A 16,092-nucleotide genomic window follows, 5' to 3' on the forward strand; every position below is an offset into this window, starting at 1 on the left:
CCCGTTTCCTGATCCGAGAGAACGACGGATCAGCGGTTCCGGAGTCCGGAGAGCGGCCTGCGGGTCGAACAGATCACAACGGAGGGCGCCGGGCCCGTGACCGGCAGACTTCAACTCGACCGATGGACTTCGATCGAAGTCTAGGAGTCGAGTTGAAGTCTGTCGGTCACGAAAAATGCGGCAGGTATGCGAGACAGCTGCGCCGCCTGAGGCCGATGGTTCGTGCGGGTAGAGCGTTCCGGCCGGCGGGTGAGACCACACGACAGGTGCGCTACCTCGATCGTCCGCGTCACAGTGCACGCGAGTAGCGCAAGTTCGGCCGAAGTAGCGCTTCACGATAGGGCCGCAACGATGCAGTTCTTTCGACCCCACGACGGCCGCAGATACTGAGGAGCGTCCGGAGCTTGCGGAGGGCGCGTCAGCCCCCGTTCCCTGAGCCCTTCCAGCTATTACTAGGAGCGTCCGGAGCTTGCGGAGGGCGCATCAGCCCCCGTTCCCTGAGGAGCGTCCGGAGCTTGCGGAGGGCGCGTCAGCCCCCGTTCCCTGAGGAGCGTCCGGAGCTTGCGGAGGGCGCGTCAGCCCCCCCGTTCCCTGAGGAGCGTCCGGAGCTTGCGGAGGGCGCGTCACGAAGGGTCGTGCCACGCATCTCACCAGTACCCTTCGTGACGCTCGCAGGCTCGCTTCTCAGGGAGCGGGGTCTTCTCGAAGTCCACGATGGCCGCCAGGCCGCAGTAACTGAGGTGCGAGGAGCGGAAGCCGCCGATCCGCGCAATCGACGCAGGAGCGCCTCGAGGTCGAAAGGTCCCCTCTCGGCTCGACATCCGAGATAGTGGACCCATGACGTCGCTGTTCATCCGCGCACTGCAGACCCACCAATGGCTCTACGAGCATTCCGGCGGACTCGTCGGCCATCGGTTGCTGATGGGCAATCCCACGCTGCTGCTGCGCACGATCGGCCGCCGCACCGGTGAGGCGAGGTGCAATGCGCTCACCTATGCGCGCGACGGTGAGGCCTACCTGGTGGTCGCGTCGAACGGCGGATCGCCGCGACCACCGGGGTGGCTCGCCAACCTCAAAGCGCACCCCAACGTCGAAGTCCAGGTGGGTCGTCGTCGGATTCAGGTCACCGCGCGGGCGACCTACCCGGACGACCCGGACTACGCCCGGCGCTTCGTTCTCGTCGACGAAGTCAACAAGGGTCGCTACGCCGGCTATCAGAAGAAGACGACGCGCCCACTCGCCATCGTGGAGCTGACGCCGCGATAGGGGCGTGCCGTTCCGATGACTATCGACCGGCCCGCCGGTCGGTATCTGGGAGACAACGTCAACGACCCCGGGAGAGGCATGCGCACGCTGGCGATCACCCAGAACATGACGCTCGACGGTTCGATCGAGATGCTGACCAACTGGTTCGACCCGACCGTGGAGGCACCGGACCTCATGGCCGAATCGCACCGACAGGACGCCGAGGCCGACGCGCTGCTCGTCGGCCGGCAGACCTTCGAGGACTTCCGCGGCTTCTGGCCGCACCAGACCGACGACGCCACCGGGATCACCGACTACCTCAACACCGTGGACAAGTACGTGGTGTCGAGCACGATGACCGACCCGGAGTGGCAGAACTCGGCCGTTCTGTCCGGCGATGTCGTCGCCGAGGTGACCGCACTGAAGAACGCCGACGGCAAGGACATCGTCGTGACCGGCAGCATCAGCCTCTGCCACACGCTGATCGAAGCCGGTCTGGTCGACGAGTACCGGCTGTTCGTCTACCCGACCGTGCAGGGCGCGGGACGCCGCCTGTTCCCGGACGGCCTCGAGATCCCTGCGCTGCGACTCGTCGACACCCAACGCTTCGAGCTGGGCGTCTCGCTGCTGCGTTACCGGACGGTGTGACCCGATTCAGGCGGGGTCGGAGTCGATCTCCGCGAACGCACGGTCGCGGATCGCCGCGAGATCCATCCCGTATGTCAGTCCGTGAGACTGCTCGTACTCCTCCAACCGCGCAGCCGCCCGATCGTAAAGTCGGCGGGCACCGACGGCGTTCCCCCGACGGTGGTGCGTCAGTCCGACGCAGAGCTGCGCGAGTCCCTGCCACAGCGGCCGCTCCTCCGGCGGACACGACTTCCACCGGGTCTCGAACACCTCGTGCGCCGAGAACGGCCGCCCCTCTTCGAGCAACTGGCACGCGAGCGCGATCGTCTCATCGGGCGGCAACGGCTCCTCGGACACCGGTTCGACGCCCTGCGCGCCATACGGCAACGGCCTGCCCAACTCGTCGCGCGGCCGGGCCTGGCGGGCGCGACCATCGGGGTCGCGATCGCGGGCCTTGTCCATGGCTCACCTCCGGTTCGTCGAGACCGCCAGAACTGGCCTCGCTCACCCATTCAGCATGACGACATCGCCCGTCCTGCCGCGCACACTCTCCTCACAACGCGGAAGGAGTGACGATGACCAGAGAGCTCGGCCCGGTCGACTACGTCGTGGTGGAACTCCCGGCGGGTGCATCGTCCCTCGACAGGACCGTGCGCGACGAGCTCGCCGGGCTGGTCGACAACCACCTCGTCCGGGTGCTTGATCTGCTCGTCGTCAGCCGCCGCGCGGACGGAACCGTCGCGGTTGCCGAATTCGAGGACTCCGACCTGGACGAGCACGACTCACTCGGCAGTTCCATGATCGAGTTGCTCTCCCTCGAGGACGTCGAGAACCTCGCCATGGCCATCTCACCGGGCGGCTCCGGTCTCGCCATCGTCTGGGAGTACATCTGCACCGCGTCGTTCTTCTCGGCGGTGGCGTCGGCCGGAGGTCACCTCACCGCGCACGGACGAATACCTGAGCGAGCCATCGTCGCATCGCTTCGTGCCGCCAGGGAGTCGTCGTGAACGACCTCGTCATCGACTGCGCTACAACAGGTTCTGTTCTCTGGCACGGTCTACGGCATCCCGGCGCGACGACACCCCCAACTTGCGGTAGATCGCCTGCTGGTGGGTCTTGACCGTGTTGACCGACACGAACAGATCCGCGGCGATCTCTGCCGCCTTGTACATCGTCGGCAGGTACCGGAGAATCACCAACTCGCGTTCGGTCAACGCTTCGCCAACCGGTTCGGCGACGTCGAGATCGCCGGTGTGCGGGGCATCGTCGCCGAGGACTCCGAGCAGATCGAGAGCGAAACCGAGATCGACGTGCGGTCCGGCGGTCCGGACATGCCGGGCGAGCAGCACCCGTGCGGGCTCACCCATCGCCGCGAACGGACGGACCTGACCGGTCTCGGCCGCCAGCGCGACCGCAGCAGCCATCTGATCGAGCGCAGCGGATTCACGACGGAGTTGATGAGCCGCGACCGCCCACAGCACCCCGGCATCGACCGCCTGCAACCGGAACGGCGCGTAGTCGGTCAACCGGCCCAGCTGCGCAATCGCGTCAGCCGGCCTGCCGAGCTCCAAAAAGGCCCTGGCACGGGTGATTCGCCGGAGCACATCCGGGTAGGCGCCGATCGATCGCGTACCCGAGGCGTCGTGGACATCATCGAACGGTGCCCGCGCGACGACAGCGGCGTCACCTGCGAGGATGGCCACTTCCGCCGCGACCACGTCACACCAACTGCGCAGGAGCTGCGGCAGCGGGCCACATCGTTCGACGACCACCGCCATCCGACGCTGGGCCGCCCGGGCCGCGAACGCGTCCCGACGCGACACGGAGACGCCCACCGACGCGATCTCCACCAGCAACAACGCCGCGCTGTCGGGAGCCTGCCCGACAATTCGGCGAGCCGCGTCGATGGCGGCATCGGCGGCATCGAGCTCGTGACGTTCCAGCAGGAGCAGTGTCTGCGCCGCATACATCGCCATCATCTGGGGTTGCTGCGTCCAACCGCGGCGCCGGGCAATCGATTCGACGGTCGCGACGCGCTCGGCCGTTCGTGGCAGGTCTCCGACGATCAGATCGGTCAACGCCAGGTGCGCTTGCGTCGCCATGGCCATCAACGCCATCCCGGCCGCCTCCGCGGCCGCGTGCGCGCCCTCCAGTTCGGCTGCGGCCTCGCCGAAGTCACCGCGGTGGACCAGTCCCATGGCACGGTTCGCACGACCGATCAACGCGTAGGCCGGAGCCGCAGGCAGGGCGCTGCCCGATGGTGAGGTCGCCACCCTCGACACGGCTTCGCATCGGGACACGACGTCGTCGACAGCCTCGGCCCGGGCGCGCACCATGGCCGCGAGAGCCAGGATGATCTCGGCGGCCGCCGTCTTCAGATCCTCACGTTGCGCAACCGCGTCGGAGGCCGCCTCCGCGTGATGGAACATGACGCTGAAATCCCGGTCGTGGAACGAGGCGATCACGGAGGCGAGAAGTGTCTCGGCAGTGGGTTGTCGCGCTGCGTGCTCGACCGCGGGCCGCAACGCGGCCGCCAGCTCGCCCGCGTGCGGGGACAGCACGAGCGGAACTGCGGATCCCCCCAGGACCTCCAGGAGCCCGGCCCAATCCTGCGCCGACGCCAGATGCCGGATCGCCGAGATCGGGTCACCGGTACGACCGAACCAGGCCGCCGCCCGACGATGCAGTTCGGCGGGCGCATCCGGACTCTCGGCGGCCAGGCGCTCGGCCAGCAACTGCCGGAACAGCGGGTGGTAGGCGTACCAGTCCCGGCGACCCTCCAATCGAACGGTGAACAGGTTCGCATCGGCCAGCGATTCGAGAATTCGGCGGCAGTCCGGTCGTAACGTGATCGCCCCGGCCAGTGTCGGATCGAGCGCCTCCGCGACGCTGGTCGCCAGCAGGAACTTGCGGTCCGTCGGCGGGATCTGTTCGAGGACTTCCTCGAGCAGGTAGGACGCGATCAGCCGACCGGGTCCTCGCTTCAACCAAGCGCGTAGTCCTGAGGGTCCCGCACTCAGCAGCGCGAGTCGTACACCCGCCGCCCAGCCTTCGGTGCGTACCCAGAAGCCGACCAGATCGTCGTCGGACATGGGTCCTGCGCCGGCAAGCTCGGCGAACTGACCCACCTCGCCCCTGGTCATCGTCAGGATGTCCGCACCGATCTCGGTGAGACGCCCGTCGAGTTGCAGTCGTCGCAGGTGAAGACGTGGCGTCGTGCGCGAGATGACCACCAGGTGGACCTGGTCGGGCTGCGCCGCGATGAAATGCGCGATCGACTCCAACACGTCGCGATCACTGATTCGCTGGACATCGTCGAGGACGATGGTCAGCGGCTCCGGATGTGAGGCGAGGGCGTCGGCGATGAGGCCGACCTCGGCGAGCCCGAAGTCGTTGCCGGGCACCATCTCGGAGAACGAGCCATCGGCCAGGACCTGCGCTGCGGTCAGTGCACCGAGAAGGTCACCCCAGAACGTCGACAATCCGTCGATGTCGCTGACGGCAAGCCACACCGCCCGGTGCCGGTCGTCGCGGGCGGCGAGGTGAGCTGCGACCGCAAGTGTCTTGCCGTATCCGGGTCCCGCCGCGACGACGGTGACGTGGCGCGGTCCCCGAGGCCGCAAGTGCGTTTCGAGCCGGGGCCGCGGGACGAATCCCGGAGGAAGCTCGGGACGGGAGATGCGAAGCCGAAGAGACGGTGGGAGGCGTCGGCTCGCGTCGTTCACCTCGCTGCCTTTCCTCGATTCCCTCGGACCGACGTCACAAGGGTGCCGCAAATAGTAGTCGCGGCGATACGAGCGCGCGCGTAGAAATCGTCCGGTTCGAATGACGACGGCTCGACGACGACGAAGGAGCATCGAGCGGAGTATTCGTCGACCATCGGAGATCTCATGCCCCTTCGTCCCGGCCGGTCCGGCCGTCGGGCCGTCATAGGTCATCCCGTCGTCCGGGTGCTCGCGCGCCCGGGATCCGCGGATCTGATCGACCGATACGCCCGGGGCCTCGCTGCCGAGATGACGCTGCGGCACAACAGATCCGAGACACCGACGTCACCCGAGGGACACAACTGAGCCGCGATACCTGCCGCGTCTCACGGTGACCTCCCGACTGCCGGAACTCATACGAGGCGGGTGATCCGATCGGCACCCGAAGACGTCATCCTGACTCCGGGCTACCTGCCTCCTGGCCGGCTGCCGACACTCATCCTGTTCTGAACCTGGCCCCGAAGGAGAGAATTCATGTGGGATTCGTTCTGGGATTTCATCTGGTACACGCTGGTGATCTTCGCGTTCGTCGCTTACCTGATGATTCTGTTCACCATCCTCACCGACCTGTTCCGCGACCGTGAGTTGTCCGGCTGGTGGAAGGCGGTATGGGTCGTGGCGCTGGTCTTCGTGCCGTTCCTGTCCGCGCTCGTGTACCTCATCTCCCGCGGCAGCGGCATGCACAGCCGCGCTCTCGACGCGCAGCGGCAACTACAGCAGCAGACCGACGACTACATCCGTTCCGTCGGTCCGAAGTCATCCGCCGAGCAGATCGCCGATGCGAAAGCGCTCTTGGACTCCGGCGCGATCGACGACAACGAATTCTCCGCGCTCAAGGCCAAAGCACTCGCCTGATCGAGGTGCATTGCCACCCGGCGTGTAACCGACTCACACAAGGAGTTTCGTCATGACACGGTTGTCCGACGACCTCGCGTCTCTCAGCGCGGACGCGTACACCTACCTCTACTCACTGGTGACGATGGACGTCAGTCGTCGCCAACAGACTGCTCCCGGCGCGTCCGACCGTCCGGGCTTCGGACCCGCCAATCAGTTCCACCATTTATCGGAGTTCCCGTCGGCAGATTTCCGCGCGGTGGTCCGGCCGAACTTCGACACGCTGTATTCGTCGGCCTGGCTGGATCTGACCGGCGGCCCGGTCCTCATCGAGATCCCCGACAGTCAAGACCGCTATTACATGATGCCGATGCTGGACATGTGGACCGACGTCTTCGCCTCCCCTGGCAAACGAACCAGCGGCACCGGCCCTCAGCGGTACGTCGTCGCCCTGCGGGAGCACGACACCTCGCAGATCGACGACGCCGAGGTGATCGTGGCGCCGACCCCCTACGTCTGGGTGATCGGCCGTACCCAGACCAACGGGCCCGCCGACTACGCGTCGGTCAACGAGTTCCAGAAGGGTCTGTCGGTGACTGCTCTGGGGTCGCCGACCACCTCATCCGAGGAACCGGTGGACCCGACTGCCGAGCCGCTGCGCATCGTGAACGCGATGTCGGCCGTCGAGTTCTTCACCCGGGCGGCCGAGGTGTTGAGGGTCGTCCCACCGCACGCCACCGACAACTCCGTACTGATGCGGATTGCCGGACTCGGACTCGTCCCCGGCCGCAGCTTCGACGCGAGTCGCTTCGGCTCGGACGCGATCGCCGAGATCGAACGGGGAGCGAAGTCGGCTCTCGCGTCCATCGGCGATGTCATGCGCCTCGGCAGGGTCGCCAACGGCTGGGAAGTGGTCACGAAATCGATCGGGGTGTACGGCAACGACTATCTGGCGCGATCTCAGGTGACTCTGGTGGGGCTGGGCGCGAATCCGCCCGAAGACGCCATCTACCCGCTGTTGTTGACCGACTCCGACGGTCAACCGCTGTCGGGGGAACACGACTACCGACTTCACTTCGCCGCCGGAGAACTACCACCGGTCGATGCGTTCTGGTCGGTGACCATGTACGACGCCGAGGGCTACCAGGTCGGGAACGAGATCGACCGGTTCGCGATCGGCGACCGCGACAACTTGCGGTTCAACGACGACGGCTCACTGGACCTGTATCTCCAGCACGTCAACCCCGGGCCGGAGCTCGTCGACAACTGGTTGCCCACCCCCCGCGGGCCGCTGGGTGTGACGTTGCGCCTGTACGCGCCGCAACGGGCGGCGCTCACCGGGGCCTGGACTCCGCCTCCGGTGCGGCGGGTCTGACACGATCCGCACCGACGAAAAAGGTCAGGTCGCATGCGACCTGACCTTCTTCATGAGCTCTGCTCTGGTGGGCGAAGGGGGACTTGAACCCCCACGTCCCGAAGGACACTGGCACCTGAAGCCAGCGCGTCTGCCATTCCGCCACTCGCCCGTGGCCACCGGAGTTCCGGTGGGCATGTCGTCGAACTGGGTGTGTCCGGCGACTGGACGACGATAGCAGCACGCCACCGCCGAAACAAAACTCGATCTTCGACGTTGCATTTGTGCAGTACGTCGGGTTACGTCAGATGCCGAATACACACCACTGGGACAGGTGTTGCAGACGGTGCACCAGTTGCCTTGGTGGCACAGTTGGCCGTTGATGTCGCTATCATCAAACAAGGCCAGATGCACGGCGACACGCTCCATTGCCGCGAAAGGAGGTCTCGGTGGGGATCCTGCAACGACTGGAACGCAAGCTCGAAGGTGCAGTTGACGACGGTTTTGCCCGTGTCTTCGGTGGTCAGGTGGCCCCGCAGGAGATCGAGAACGGGCTACAGCGAGAAGCCGAGGAGTCGCTCGAGAACCTCGGTGACGGTACGGTCCTTGCGGCCAACAGCTACACGCTGCTGTTCAGTCCCACCGATCATCAGCACATCGCTGCGGAATACGAGCTGAACCGCAAGACTTTCTCGAAGCATTTGGAAAACTTCATCAAGGACAACGGGTGGCAGACCTACGGCAAGGTCGTCGTAGAGTTCGAGCAATCGCCGTCCTTGCACACGGGGATCTTCCGCGCACGCGGCACGGTCAACCCGGACGCGCGGCCCCGCCCGGTGGCGGCGCGTTCGGAACAGCCGCACGGTGCACCGGTCCCCGGCCGGCCGGCCGGACGCCCGGCCCCTGTTCCCCCACCTACCGACGCCCCCGACCAAGGAGCCCCCAAGATGACTCAGAATCCCGGATACGACCAGCGCAGGGGCGCCGATCCCGCGTACGACCAGTACGGCCAGGGATCGGGACAGCAGGGCGACCAGGGTTACGGCCAGCAGGGCTACGACCAGTACGGTCAGCAGCCCGGCTACGACCATGGATACGACCAGCAGGGCTACGGCCAGCAAGGGTACGACCAGGGTTACGGCCAGCAGCCCGGTTACGGCCAGCAGGGCTACAGCCAGCAACCCGGCTACGAGCAGCAGGGCTACAGCCAGCAACCCGGCTACGGACAACAGGGCTACGACCAGGGTTACGGCCAGCAGCCCGGTTACGAGCAGCAGGGCTACAGCCAGCAACCCGGCTACGGACAACAGGGTTACGACCAGCAGGGCTACGGCCAGCAGCCCGCCTATGACCAGGGTTACGGTCAGCAGGGCTATGAGCAGCAGGGCTACGGCCAGCAGGCCTACGGTCAGCAACCCGCCGGGTACGACTACCAGGGCGGTTACGACCAGGGTTACGGCGCGGGCCGGCCGGCAGCCGGGTACGCCCCGTCGTCGATCACGCTGCTCCTCGAGGACGGCAGCAACCGCACCTTCCAGCTGCACGAGGGATCCAATGTGATCGGCCGCGGACAGGACGCACAGTTCCGTCTTCCCGACACCGGCGTCTCGCGCCGTCACGTGGAGATCCGCTGGGACGGCGCGACCGCCATGCTCACCGACCTCAACTCGACCAACGGCACCACCGTCAACGATCTCCAGGTGAACACCTGGGAACTCGCCGACGGCGACCGCATCCGCGTCGGACACTCCGACATCACCGTCCGGTTCCAGTAGACCCGCATACGCCGAGCGCACGCCCACCGCGGGCGCGCGGCAGTCGACACCGGCCAGAGACCACTCCGGCCGGTTGATACTGAACTGTCATATCCGAATGACCGGGTTCGGCGGATCTGCCCATAAGATGCAGTCGGGTCCGCTCCTTTCGATCGGCGGTCCGACGACTGCTGCCGCGGGTACGACCCGACCGAGACGGAACGCGCTGGAGGTGAACACGACATGCAGGGCTTGGTGCTGCAACTGACCCGCATCGGGTTCCTGTTGTTGCTCTGGTTGTTCGTCTTCGCCGTGATCCGCACCCTGCGCGCCGACATCGCGTCGGCCGGCGGTCTGCGCATCCCCCGGTACTCGGGCGGCTCGGAGAAACGACGCCGCGGTGGTGGCGTCCGCGGCGCGGCCCGCTACCTCGTGGTGACCCACGGTGCACTGGCCAACACGCGGATCAGCCTCGGCCAGCAACCGGTCCTGCTCGGACGCGCGGACGACTCGACGCTCGTGCTCACCGACGACTACGCCTCCGAGCGGCACGCGCGGCTCTCGCGACGCGGCGACGACTGGTACGTCGAAGACCTCGGCTCCACCAACGGCACCTACCTCGATCGTTCCAAGGTGACGACCGCGGTCAAGGTGCCGCTGAACACGCCGATCCGCATCGGCAAGACCGTGATCGAGTTGCGCCCGTGACACTTGTGTTGCGCTACATCGCGCGCAGCGACCGCGGTCTCGTTCGGTCCAACAACGAGGACTCCTTCTACGCGGGTCCGCGCCTGCTCGCACTCGCCGACGGCATGGGCGGCCACGCGGCCGGCGAAGTCGCCAGCCAACTGGTCATCCGCGCGCTCAGCACGCTCGACGACGACGAGCCCGGCGGCGACCTGCTCACCCAGCTCGACAGCGCCACCCGCGCCGGCAACGAGGCGATCGCCGCGCAGGTGCAGGAGTCACCCGAACTCGACGGCATGGGCACCACGCTCACCGCGATCCTCTTCGCCGGTAGCCGAATCGGGTTGTGCCACATCGGCGATTCCCGCGGCTACATGTACCGCGACGGTGCCCTGACCCAGATCACCCGCGACGACACGTTCGTCCAGACCCTCGTCGACGAAGGTCGGATCACCGCCGAACAGGCACACACCCACCCGCAGCGTTCGCTGATCATGCGCGCACTGACCGGCACCGAGGTCGAGCCGACCCTCACCATGCGGGAAGCGCGCGCGGGTGACCGGTACATGCTCTGCAGCGACGGCCTGTCGGACGTCGTGACCGAGGACACCATCGCCGAGACCCTCGGCTCCATCGCCGACCCCAAGGAGTGCGCGGACCGCCTCATCGAGCTCGCACTGCGCGGGGGCGGCCCCGACAACGTGACCGTCGTCCTCGCCGACGTCGTCGACACCCAGTACGGCGACTCGCGGCCGATCGTCGGCGGGGCGGCCGGCGGCAACGAGGAGATCTACACCCCCGATCCCGCCACCGCAGCGGGACGCGCCGCGGCACTACGCCCACCGCCAGCCGAACCGCAGCGTCCGACGGTGCTGACCGAGGCCGAGCCCCCCGCCAAGCAGAAGAGCAAGTACCGCCGCTGGATCGTCGCCGGAGTCGCGCTGGCCGTGATCGCCGCGCTCGTCGTCGGAATCTTCGTCGTCCGCGCCATCGTGCGCAGCAACTACTACGTGGCCGCCGACGACACCGGCGATGTGCTCATCTACCAGGGTTCACCGGAGAAGGTCTTCTTCCTGTCGATGAGCAACCCGGTCCAGCGCGTCTGCGTCGAAGATCTCGACCAGGCGGAACCGAGCTACACGTTCATCTCCTACGACGCCTCCTGCGAGTTCCCGCTCAACGTCGACGACCTGGTGTCGGGACCTGCCCAGTCGGTCAAGAACGTGATGATCCGGAACAAGAGCGAAGAACAGATCCAAGGCGTCGTCACGGACGAGCTCACCTTCCGCTGCGACAACGCACCCTCGTCGCCCTCCCCCGCGCCGACTCCCCCGGCACCGGCACCGTCGGAGTCGACGCCGAGCACCGATCCGTCCGCCCCGGCACCCCGCGCCACCGCGGCGCCGGCACCGGGCATCCCCCAGCAGGGCGCCACCGAATCGGTGGCACCGTCCACCGGCAACGCCGGGCCGGCCGACACGCCCGCACCTGACCAGGACGCCGTCACGAGCTGCCGGCAGCAGGTGAGATGACTCAAGCCGCGCCCGCCCCGCACGCCCCGCCACGCCAACCCGCCACGAGCACCGGCCGCAACGCCGAACTGCTGCTCCTGGGATTCGCCATCGGCCTGGTGACGGTGGCGCTGCTCATCGTCCAAGCCGCCCAGGGCCAGAACCTGACCTGGGACATCCTCAAGTACGTCGCCGCGTACACCGCACTGTTCGGGGTCGCCCATCTGGTGGTTCGCCGCTACGCACCCCACGCCGATCCGATCATGCTCCCCGTCGTGGCCGTCCTGAACGGTCTCGGCCTGGTCCTGATCCATCGTCTCGACCTCGGCACGGGCAACACCGGGGAGTCGGTGAACGCCACCGAGGCGACCCGCAACGCCGACCAGCAGTTGCTGTGGGCAGTGCTGGGCATCGTGGCGTTCTCCGCGGTGCTCATCCTGATCCGCGACCACCGCACGCTCTCGCGGTACGCCTACACGCTCGGCCTCGGCGGACTGGTCTTCTTGATCATCCCGGCGATCCTGCCCAGCGCGTTCTCGGAGATCAACGGATCGAAGAACTGGATCATCACGCCGTTCTTCTCGATCCAGCCCAGTGAGTTCTCCAAGATCCTGATCATCATCTTCGCGGCCGCCGTGCTGGTCTCCAAGCGTGATCTGTTCATCACCGCAGGTCCGCACGTGCTCGGTGTCGACCTCCCGCGCGCCCGTGACCTCGGTCCGCTGCTGGCTGCCTGGGCCATCGCCATCGCCGTCATGGTGGTCCAGAAAGACCTGGGTACGTCGCTGCTGATCTTCGCGACCATCCTGACGATGCTCTACGTGGCCACCTCGCGCGTCGAGTGGCTGGTGCTGGGCATCGGGCTCTTCGCGATCGGCGCGGTCTTCGCGTGGTCGATCTTCTCGCACCTGCAGACCCGGGTCTCGGTGTGGCTGAACCCCTTCGAGGACTTCGACGGCTCGGGCTACCAGATCGGGCAGAGCCTGTTCGGTCTGGCCACGGGCGGACTGTTCGGCACCGGACTCGGTTCGGGCCGGCCCAACATCGTGCCGTTCGCCAACACCGACTTCATCATCTCGACCATCGGCGAGGAACTCGGCCTGGCCGGCCTCACCGCGATCCTGCTGCTGTACATGATCTTCATCCACCGCGGGCTGCGGACCGGCATCGCCGTCCGCGACAGCTTCGGCAAACTCCTGGCGACCGGCCTGGCGTTCACCATCGCGATGCAGATCGTCGTCGTCGTCGGCGGCGTCACCAAGCTGATCCCGCTGACGGGTCTCACGACGCCGTTCCTGTCCTACGGCGGATCGTCGCTGCTCGCCAACTACATCCTGGTCGCGTTGCTCATCCGGATCTCGAACGCCGCGCGGGAACCCGATCCCGGGAAGAAGCGTCCCGCCGCCAAGCCCGTCGAGGCACTGCCGACGCAGGTGGTGAAGCGTCGATGAACAAGCCGATCCGCAATGTGTCGATGGCGGTGATCGTGATGATCATCGCCCTGCTCGCCAACGCCACCTACGTGCAGGTGTTCAAGGCCGACGCCCTCAAGACCGACCCCCGCAACAATCGGGTGCTGCTCGACGAGTACTCCCGGCAGCGCGGCCTGATCACGACCGCCGACGGCACGGTGATCGCGTTGTCGGTGCCGATCGAGAGCCGCCTGAAGTTCCTGCGCCAGTACCCGCGGGAGGGCGCCGAGGCATTCGCCCCGGTCACCGGTTTCTACTCGTTCCAGTACCTTGCGAGCCAGATCGAGCACTACGAGAACAGCATCCTGAACGGATCCGACGACCGACTCTTCGGTCAGCGGTTCATGGACATGTTCTCCGGGCGCGACCCGCGCGGCGGCAACGTCGTCACGACGATCAACCCCAAGGTGCAGCAGGCGGCGTACCAGGCCATGCTCAACGGGCCGTGCGACGGTCCGTGCCGCGGGGCCGTCGTGGCGCTGCAGCCGAACACCGGCAAGATCCTGGCGATGGTCTCGACGCCGAGCTACGACCCCAACCGGCTCGCGAGCCACGACCAGGAGGTCCGCGAGAGCAGCTGGGAGGCGTGGAACCGGCCCGGTGACACCGCGCAGCCGATGCTCAACCGCGCGATCAGCCAGCTCTACCCGCCCGGCTCGACCTTCAAGGTCGTCACCTCCGCCGCGGCCCTGCGCGACAACATCACCCCGGGCATCCGCCTCACCGCAGCTCCGACCTTCCCGTTGCCGGGCACCGACGTCTCCCTCCCGAACTACGGCGGCGAGACCTGCCCCGGGTCGTCGGGCGGAACCGTGTCGCTCGAGACGGCGTTCAAGTACTCGTGCAACACCGCCTTCGCCGAACTGGTGACCGAGAAGATGTCCGACGCGATCCCCAAGTTCACCGAGACCGCGAGCCTGTTCGGCCTCGACCAGCCCGGCCCCGACATCCCGATGCCCGTCGTCGACTCGACGGTCGGGCAGATCCCGTCCCTCGACGTCCTCGCGCAGGCGTCCATCGGCCAGCGTGACGTCCGGCTCACCCCGCTACAGAACGCGATGATAGCCGCGACGGTGGCCAACGGAGGTGTGCGCATGCAGCCGTACCTGGTCGACAAGTTGCAGGCGGCGGACCTGCGGACCCTGCAGACCACACCGCCGACGACGGCCAACAAGCCGATCACGCCCGAGCAGGCCGCCGAGCTGACGTCGATGATGATCGAGTCGGAGCGGTCGACGGCCGGCGCGGGCGGCCCGGTGTCGATCGCGTCGAAGACCGGTACGGCGGAGAGCGGATCGAGCACGGACACCCCGTTCTCGTGGTACATCGCCTTCGGACCGTCGTCGAACGCACAGATCGCGGTGGCCGTCGTGGTGGAGAATGGACAATTCGGCGCGGACTCGGTCGGAGGGACCGTCGCGGCGCCGATCGGACGAGAAGTGATCAACTCACTGGTGGGAGGTGGCAGTCGATGAGCCTGCAGAACGGCACCACCATCGGCGACCGGTATCGACTCATCCGCCTGATCGCCACGGGCGGCATGGGCCAGGTGTGGGAGGCGCTCGACACGCGCCTGAATCGTCGCGTCGCGGTGAAGGTCCTCAAGGCCGAGTACACCAGCGATCCGGAGTTCATCGCGCGGTTCCGCGCGGAGGCCCAGACCACCGCGAAGCTGAACAACCCCGGGATCGCCAACGTCTTCGACTACGGCGAGACCCCGGATTACAACGGCGGCGACCCGCTCGCGTACCTGGTGATGGAACTCGTCGACGGTGAGCCCCTGAACTCGGTGATCTCCCGCCTCGGGCGGTTGTCGCTGACCAACACCCTCGACATGCTCGAGCAGACCGGCCGCGCCCTGCAGGCCGCGCACAGCCAGGGACTCGTCCACCGCGACGTCAAACCCGGCAACATCCTGATCACCCCCGTCGGCCAGGTGAAGATCACCGATTTCGGCATCGCCAAGGCCGTCGACTCCGCCCCGGTCACCAAGACCGGGATGGTCATGGGTACCGCGCAGTACATCTCCCCGGAGCAGGCCACCGGCGACGAGGCGACCGCGGCGTCGGATGTCTACTCGCTCGGTGTCGTCGGCTACGAGGCCCTCACCGGGCGTCGTCCGTTCCTCGGCGACGGTGCGATCACCGTCGCGATGAAGCACATCCGGGAGGCACCGCCACCCCTGCCGACGAACCTGCCGTCCGGGGTCCGCGAGCTCATCGAGATCACGATGGCCAAGGACCCGCGGCAGCGTTACGCCAACGGTGGTGAGTTCGCCGACGCGGTCGCCGCCGTGCGTGCCGGGCGTCGTCCGCCGCGACCAGGTGCGATCGCCGGTGCCGCGGCAGGCGCAGCGGGAGCCGCCGCGCTCGGCGCCGCAGTCGCTCGTGGGGCCACCCCGACGGGTGCGGCCTCGCGGCCGGTGACCCCTCGGCCGACGTCGCGGACCGCGGTGGCGCCACCGCCGCCGGACAACAGCTGGACCACCGGTCAGAAGGTCCTGGCCGGCATCGCGGCCGCCCTTCTCGTCGGTGCCATCGGGCTCATCGGGTTCTATCTGGTGAACAGCGGGAACGGGGACGCGGCGACACCGCCGCCGCCGTCGACGACGGTCGTCGAGACCACGACCGCGGTGGAACCGACGGAGGAGCCCGACGAGCCGACCACGACTCGACGCACGACCCGTACGACCACCAGCGAAGAGACGTCCAGCGAAGAAACGACGACGGAGACGACCACGCCGCGTCAGCAGACCGACACCTCCGAGCCGCCGCCGGACCCCGGTGCCGCCACCGGCACCCCGTGTTTCCCCGGCGTACCGTTCTCACCGCTGTGCTGATGGTG

Annotated in this window: 13 protein-coding genes and 1 tRNA gene; 11 read left to right on the top strand and 3 right to left on the bottom strand. The window is 67.3% G+C overall.

All coding sequences use genetic code 11. The annotated features are described in order from the left end of the window. Positions 1-837 precede the first annotated feature (837 nt). The gene (locus tag ACFVHY_RS04755; RefSeq protein ID WP_065630635.1) at positions 838-1,266 is read left to right on the top strand and encodes a nitroreductase family deazaflavin-dependent oxidoreductase; all 429 of its coding nucleotides are present in this window, start codon (positions 838-840) and stop codon (positions 1,264-1,266) included. Between the two features lie 78 nt (positions 1,267-1,344). Then, a complete protein-coding gene (locus ACFVHY_RS04760) occupies positions 1,345-1,893 on the top strand; it encodes a dihydrofolate reductase family protein (RefSeq protein WP_390270323.1) in 549 nt (182 codons plus the stop codon). Between the two features lie 6 nt (positions 1,894-1,899). On the opposite strand, the gene ACFVHY_RS04765 is transcribed toward ACFVHY_RS04760, so the two are convergent. Continuing rightward, positions 1,900-2,334: a DUF309 domain-containing protein gene (locus ACFVHY_RS04765; RefSeq protein ID WP_390269061.1), complete on the bottom strand. Its 435-nt coding sequence runs from the start codon at positions 2,332-2,334 to the stop codon at positions 1,900-1,902. A gap of 113 nt (positions 2,335-2,447) precedes the next feature. On the opposite strand from ACFVHY_RS04765, the gene ACFVHY_RS04770 reads away from it, so the two are divergent. After that, a complete protein-coding gene (locus ACFVHY_RS04770; protein WP_390269064.1) occupies positions 2,448-2,879 on the top strand; it encodes a DUF6325 family protein in 432 nt (143 codons plus the stop codon). A gap of 21 nt (positions 2,880-2,900) precedes the next feature. On the opposite strand, the gene ACFVHY_RS04775 is transcribed toward ACFVHY_RS04770, so the two are convergent. Further along, positions 2,901-5,495, bottom strand: coding sequence for a LuxR C-terminal-related transcriptional regulator (locus ACFVHY_RS04775; protein WP_390269067.1), 2,595 nt, complete (start codon positions 5,493-5,495; stop codon positions 2,901-2,903). Between the two features lie 615 nt (positions 5,496-6,110). Between ACFVHY_RS04775 and ACFVHY_RS04780 the strand changes: the two genes are divergently transcribed. Both ACFVHY_RS04780 and ACFVHY_RS04785 read left to right on the top strand, forming a co-directional pair. Then, positions 6,111-6,491 (top strand): SHOCT domain-containing protein, encoded by a 381-nt coding sequence (locus tag ACFVHY_RS04780; RefSeq protein WP_390269070.1) that lies wholly within the window; start codon positions 6,111-6,113, stop codon positions 6,489-6,491. A 52-nt stretch (positions 6,492-6,543) separates the two neighbouring features. Further along, complete coding sequence (locus ACFVHY_RS04785; RefSeq protein ID WP_390269073.1) at positions 6,544-7,845, top strand: DUF1254 domain-containing protein; 1,302 nt, start codon at positions 6,544-6,546, stop codon at positions 7,843-7,845. A gap of 65 nt (positions 7,846-7,910) precedes the next feature. On the opposite strand, the gene ACFVHY_RS04790 is transcribed toward ACFVHY_RS04785, so the two are convergent. Next, positions 7,911-7,996 (bottom strand) — tRNA-Leu (locus ACFVHY_RS04790). Between the two features lie 277 nt (positions 7,997-8,273). Here ACFVHY_RS04790 and ACFVHY_RS04795 point away from each other — a divergent pair. The 6 genes from ACFVHY_RS04795 (at position 8,274) to ACFVHY_RS04820 (ending at position 16,087) form a co-directional block, all read left to right on the top strand. Beyond that, on the top strand, positions 8,274-9,599 hold the full coding sequence (locus ACFVHY_RS04795) for an FhaA domain-containing protein (protein WP_390269076.1): 1,326 nt from the start codon (positions 8,274-8,276) through the stop codon (positions 9,597-9,599). A 222-nt stretch (positions 9,600-9,821) separates the two neighbouring features. Continuing rightward, positions 9,822-10,286 (top strand): FHA domain-containing protein, encoded by a 465-nt coding sequence (locus ACFVHY_RS04800; RefSeq protein WP_390269079.1) that lies wholly within the window; start codon positions 9,822-9,824, stop codon positions 10,284-10,286. After that, the gene (locus tag ACFVHY_RS04805) at positions 10,283-11,797 is read left to right on the top strand and encodes a PP2C family protein-serine/threonine phosphatase (RefSeq protein WP_390269082.1); all 1,515 of its coding nucleotides are present in this window, start codon (positions 10,283-10,285) and stop codon (positions 11,795-11,797) included. The genes ACFVHY_RS04800 and ACFVHY_RS04805 overlap by 4 nt, the downstream gene beginning before the upstream one ends. After that, positions 11,794-13,227 (top strand): FtsW/RodA/SpoVE family cell cycle protein, encoded by a 1,434-nt coding sequence (locus tag ACFVHY_RS04810; RefSeq protein ID WP_390269085.1) that lies wholly within the window; start codon positions 11,794-11,796, stop codon positions 13,225-13,227. The genes ACFVHY_RS04805 and ACFVHY_RS04810 overlap by 4 nt, the downstream gene beginning before the upstream one ends. Continuing rightward, on the top strand, positions 13,224-14,723 hold the full coding sequence (locus tag ACFVHY_RS04815; protein ID WP_065630651.1) for a penicillin-binding protein 2: 1,500 nt from the start codon (positions 13,224-13,226) through the stop codon (positions 14,721-14,723). Before ACFVHY_RS04810 ends, ACFVHY_RS04815 begins: the two co-directional genes overlap by 4 nt. Next, positions 14,720-16,087, top strand: a complete 1,368-nt coding sequence (locus ACFVHY_RS04820; protein ID WP_058253015.1) for a protein kinase — start codon at positions 14,720-14,722, stop codon at positions 16,085-16,087. The genes ACFVHY_RS04815 and ACFVHY_RS04820 overlap by 4 nt, the downstream gene beginning before the upstream one ends. Positions 16,088-16,092: the final 5 nt, after the last annotated feature.

It is taken from the genome of Gordonia sp. NPDC127522 (genome assembly GCF_042672305.1).
GTDB lineage: Bacteria > Actinomycetota > Actinomycetes > Mycobacteriales > Mycobacteriaceae > Gordonia > Gordonia hongkongensis.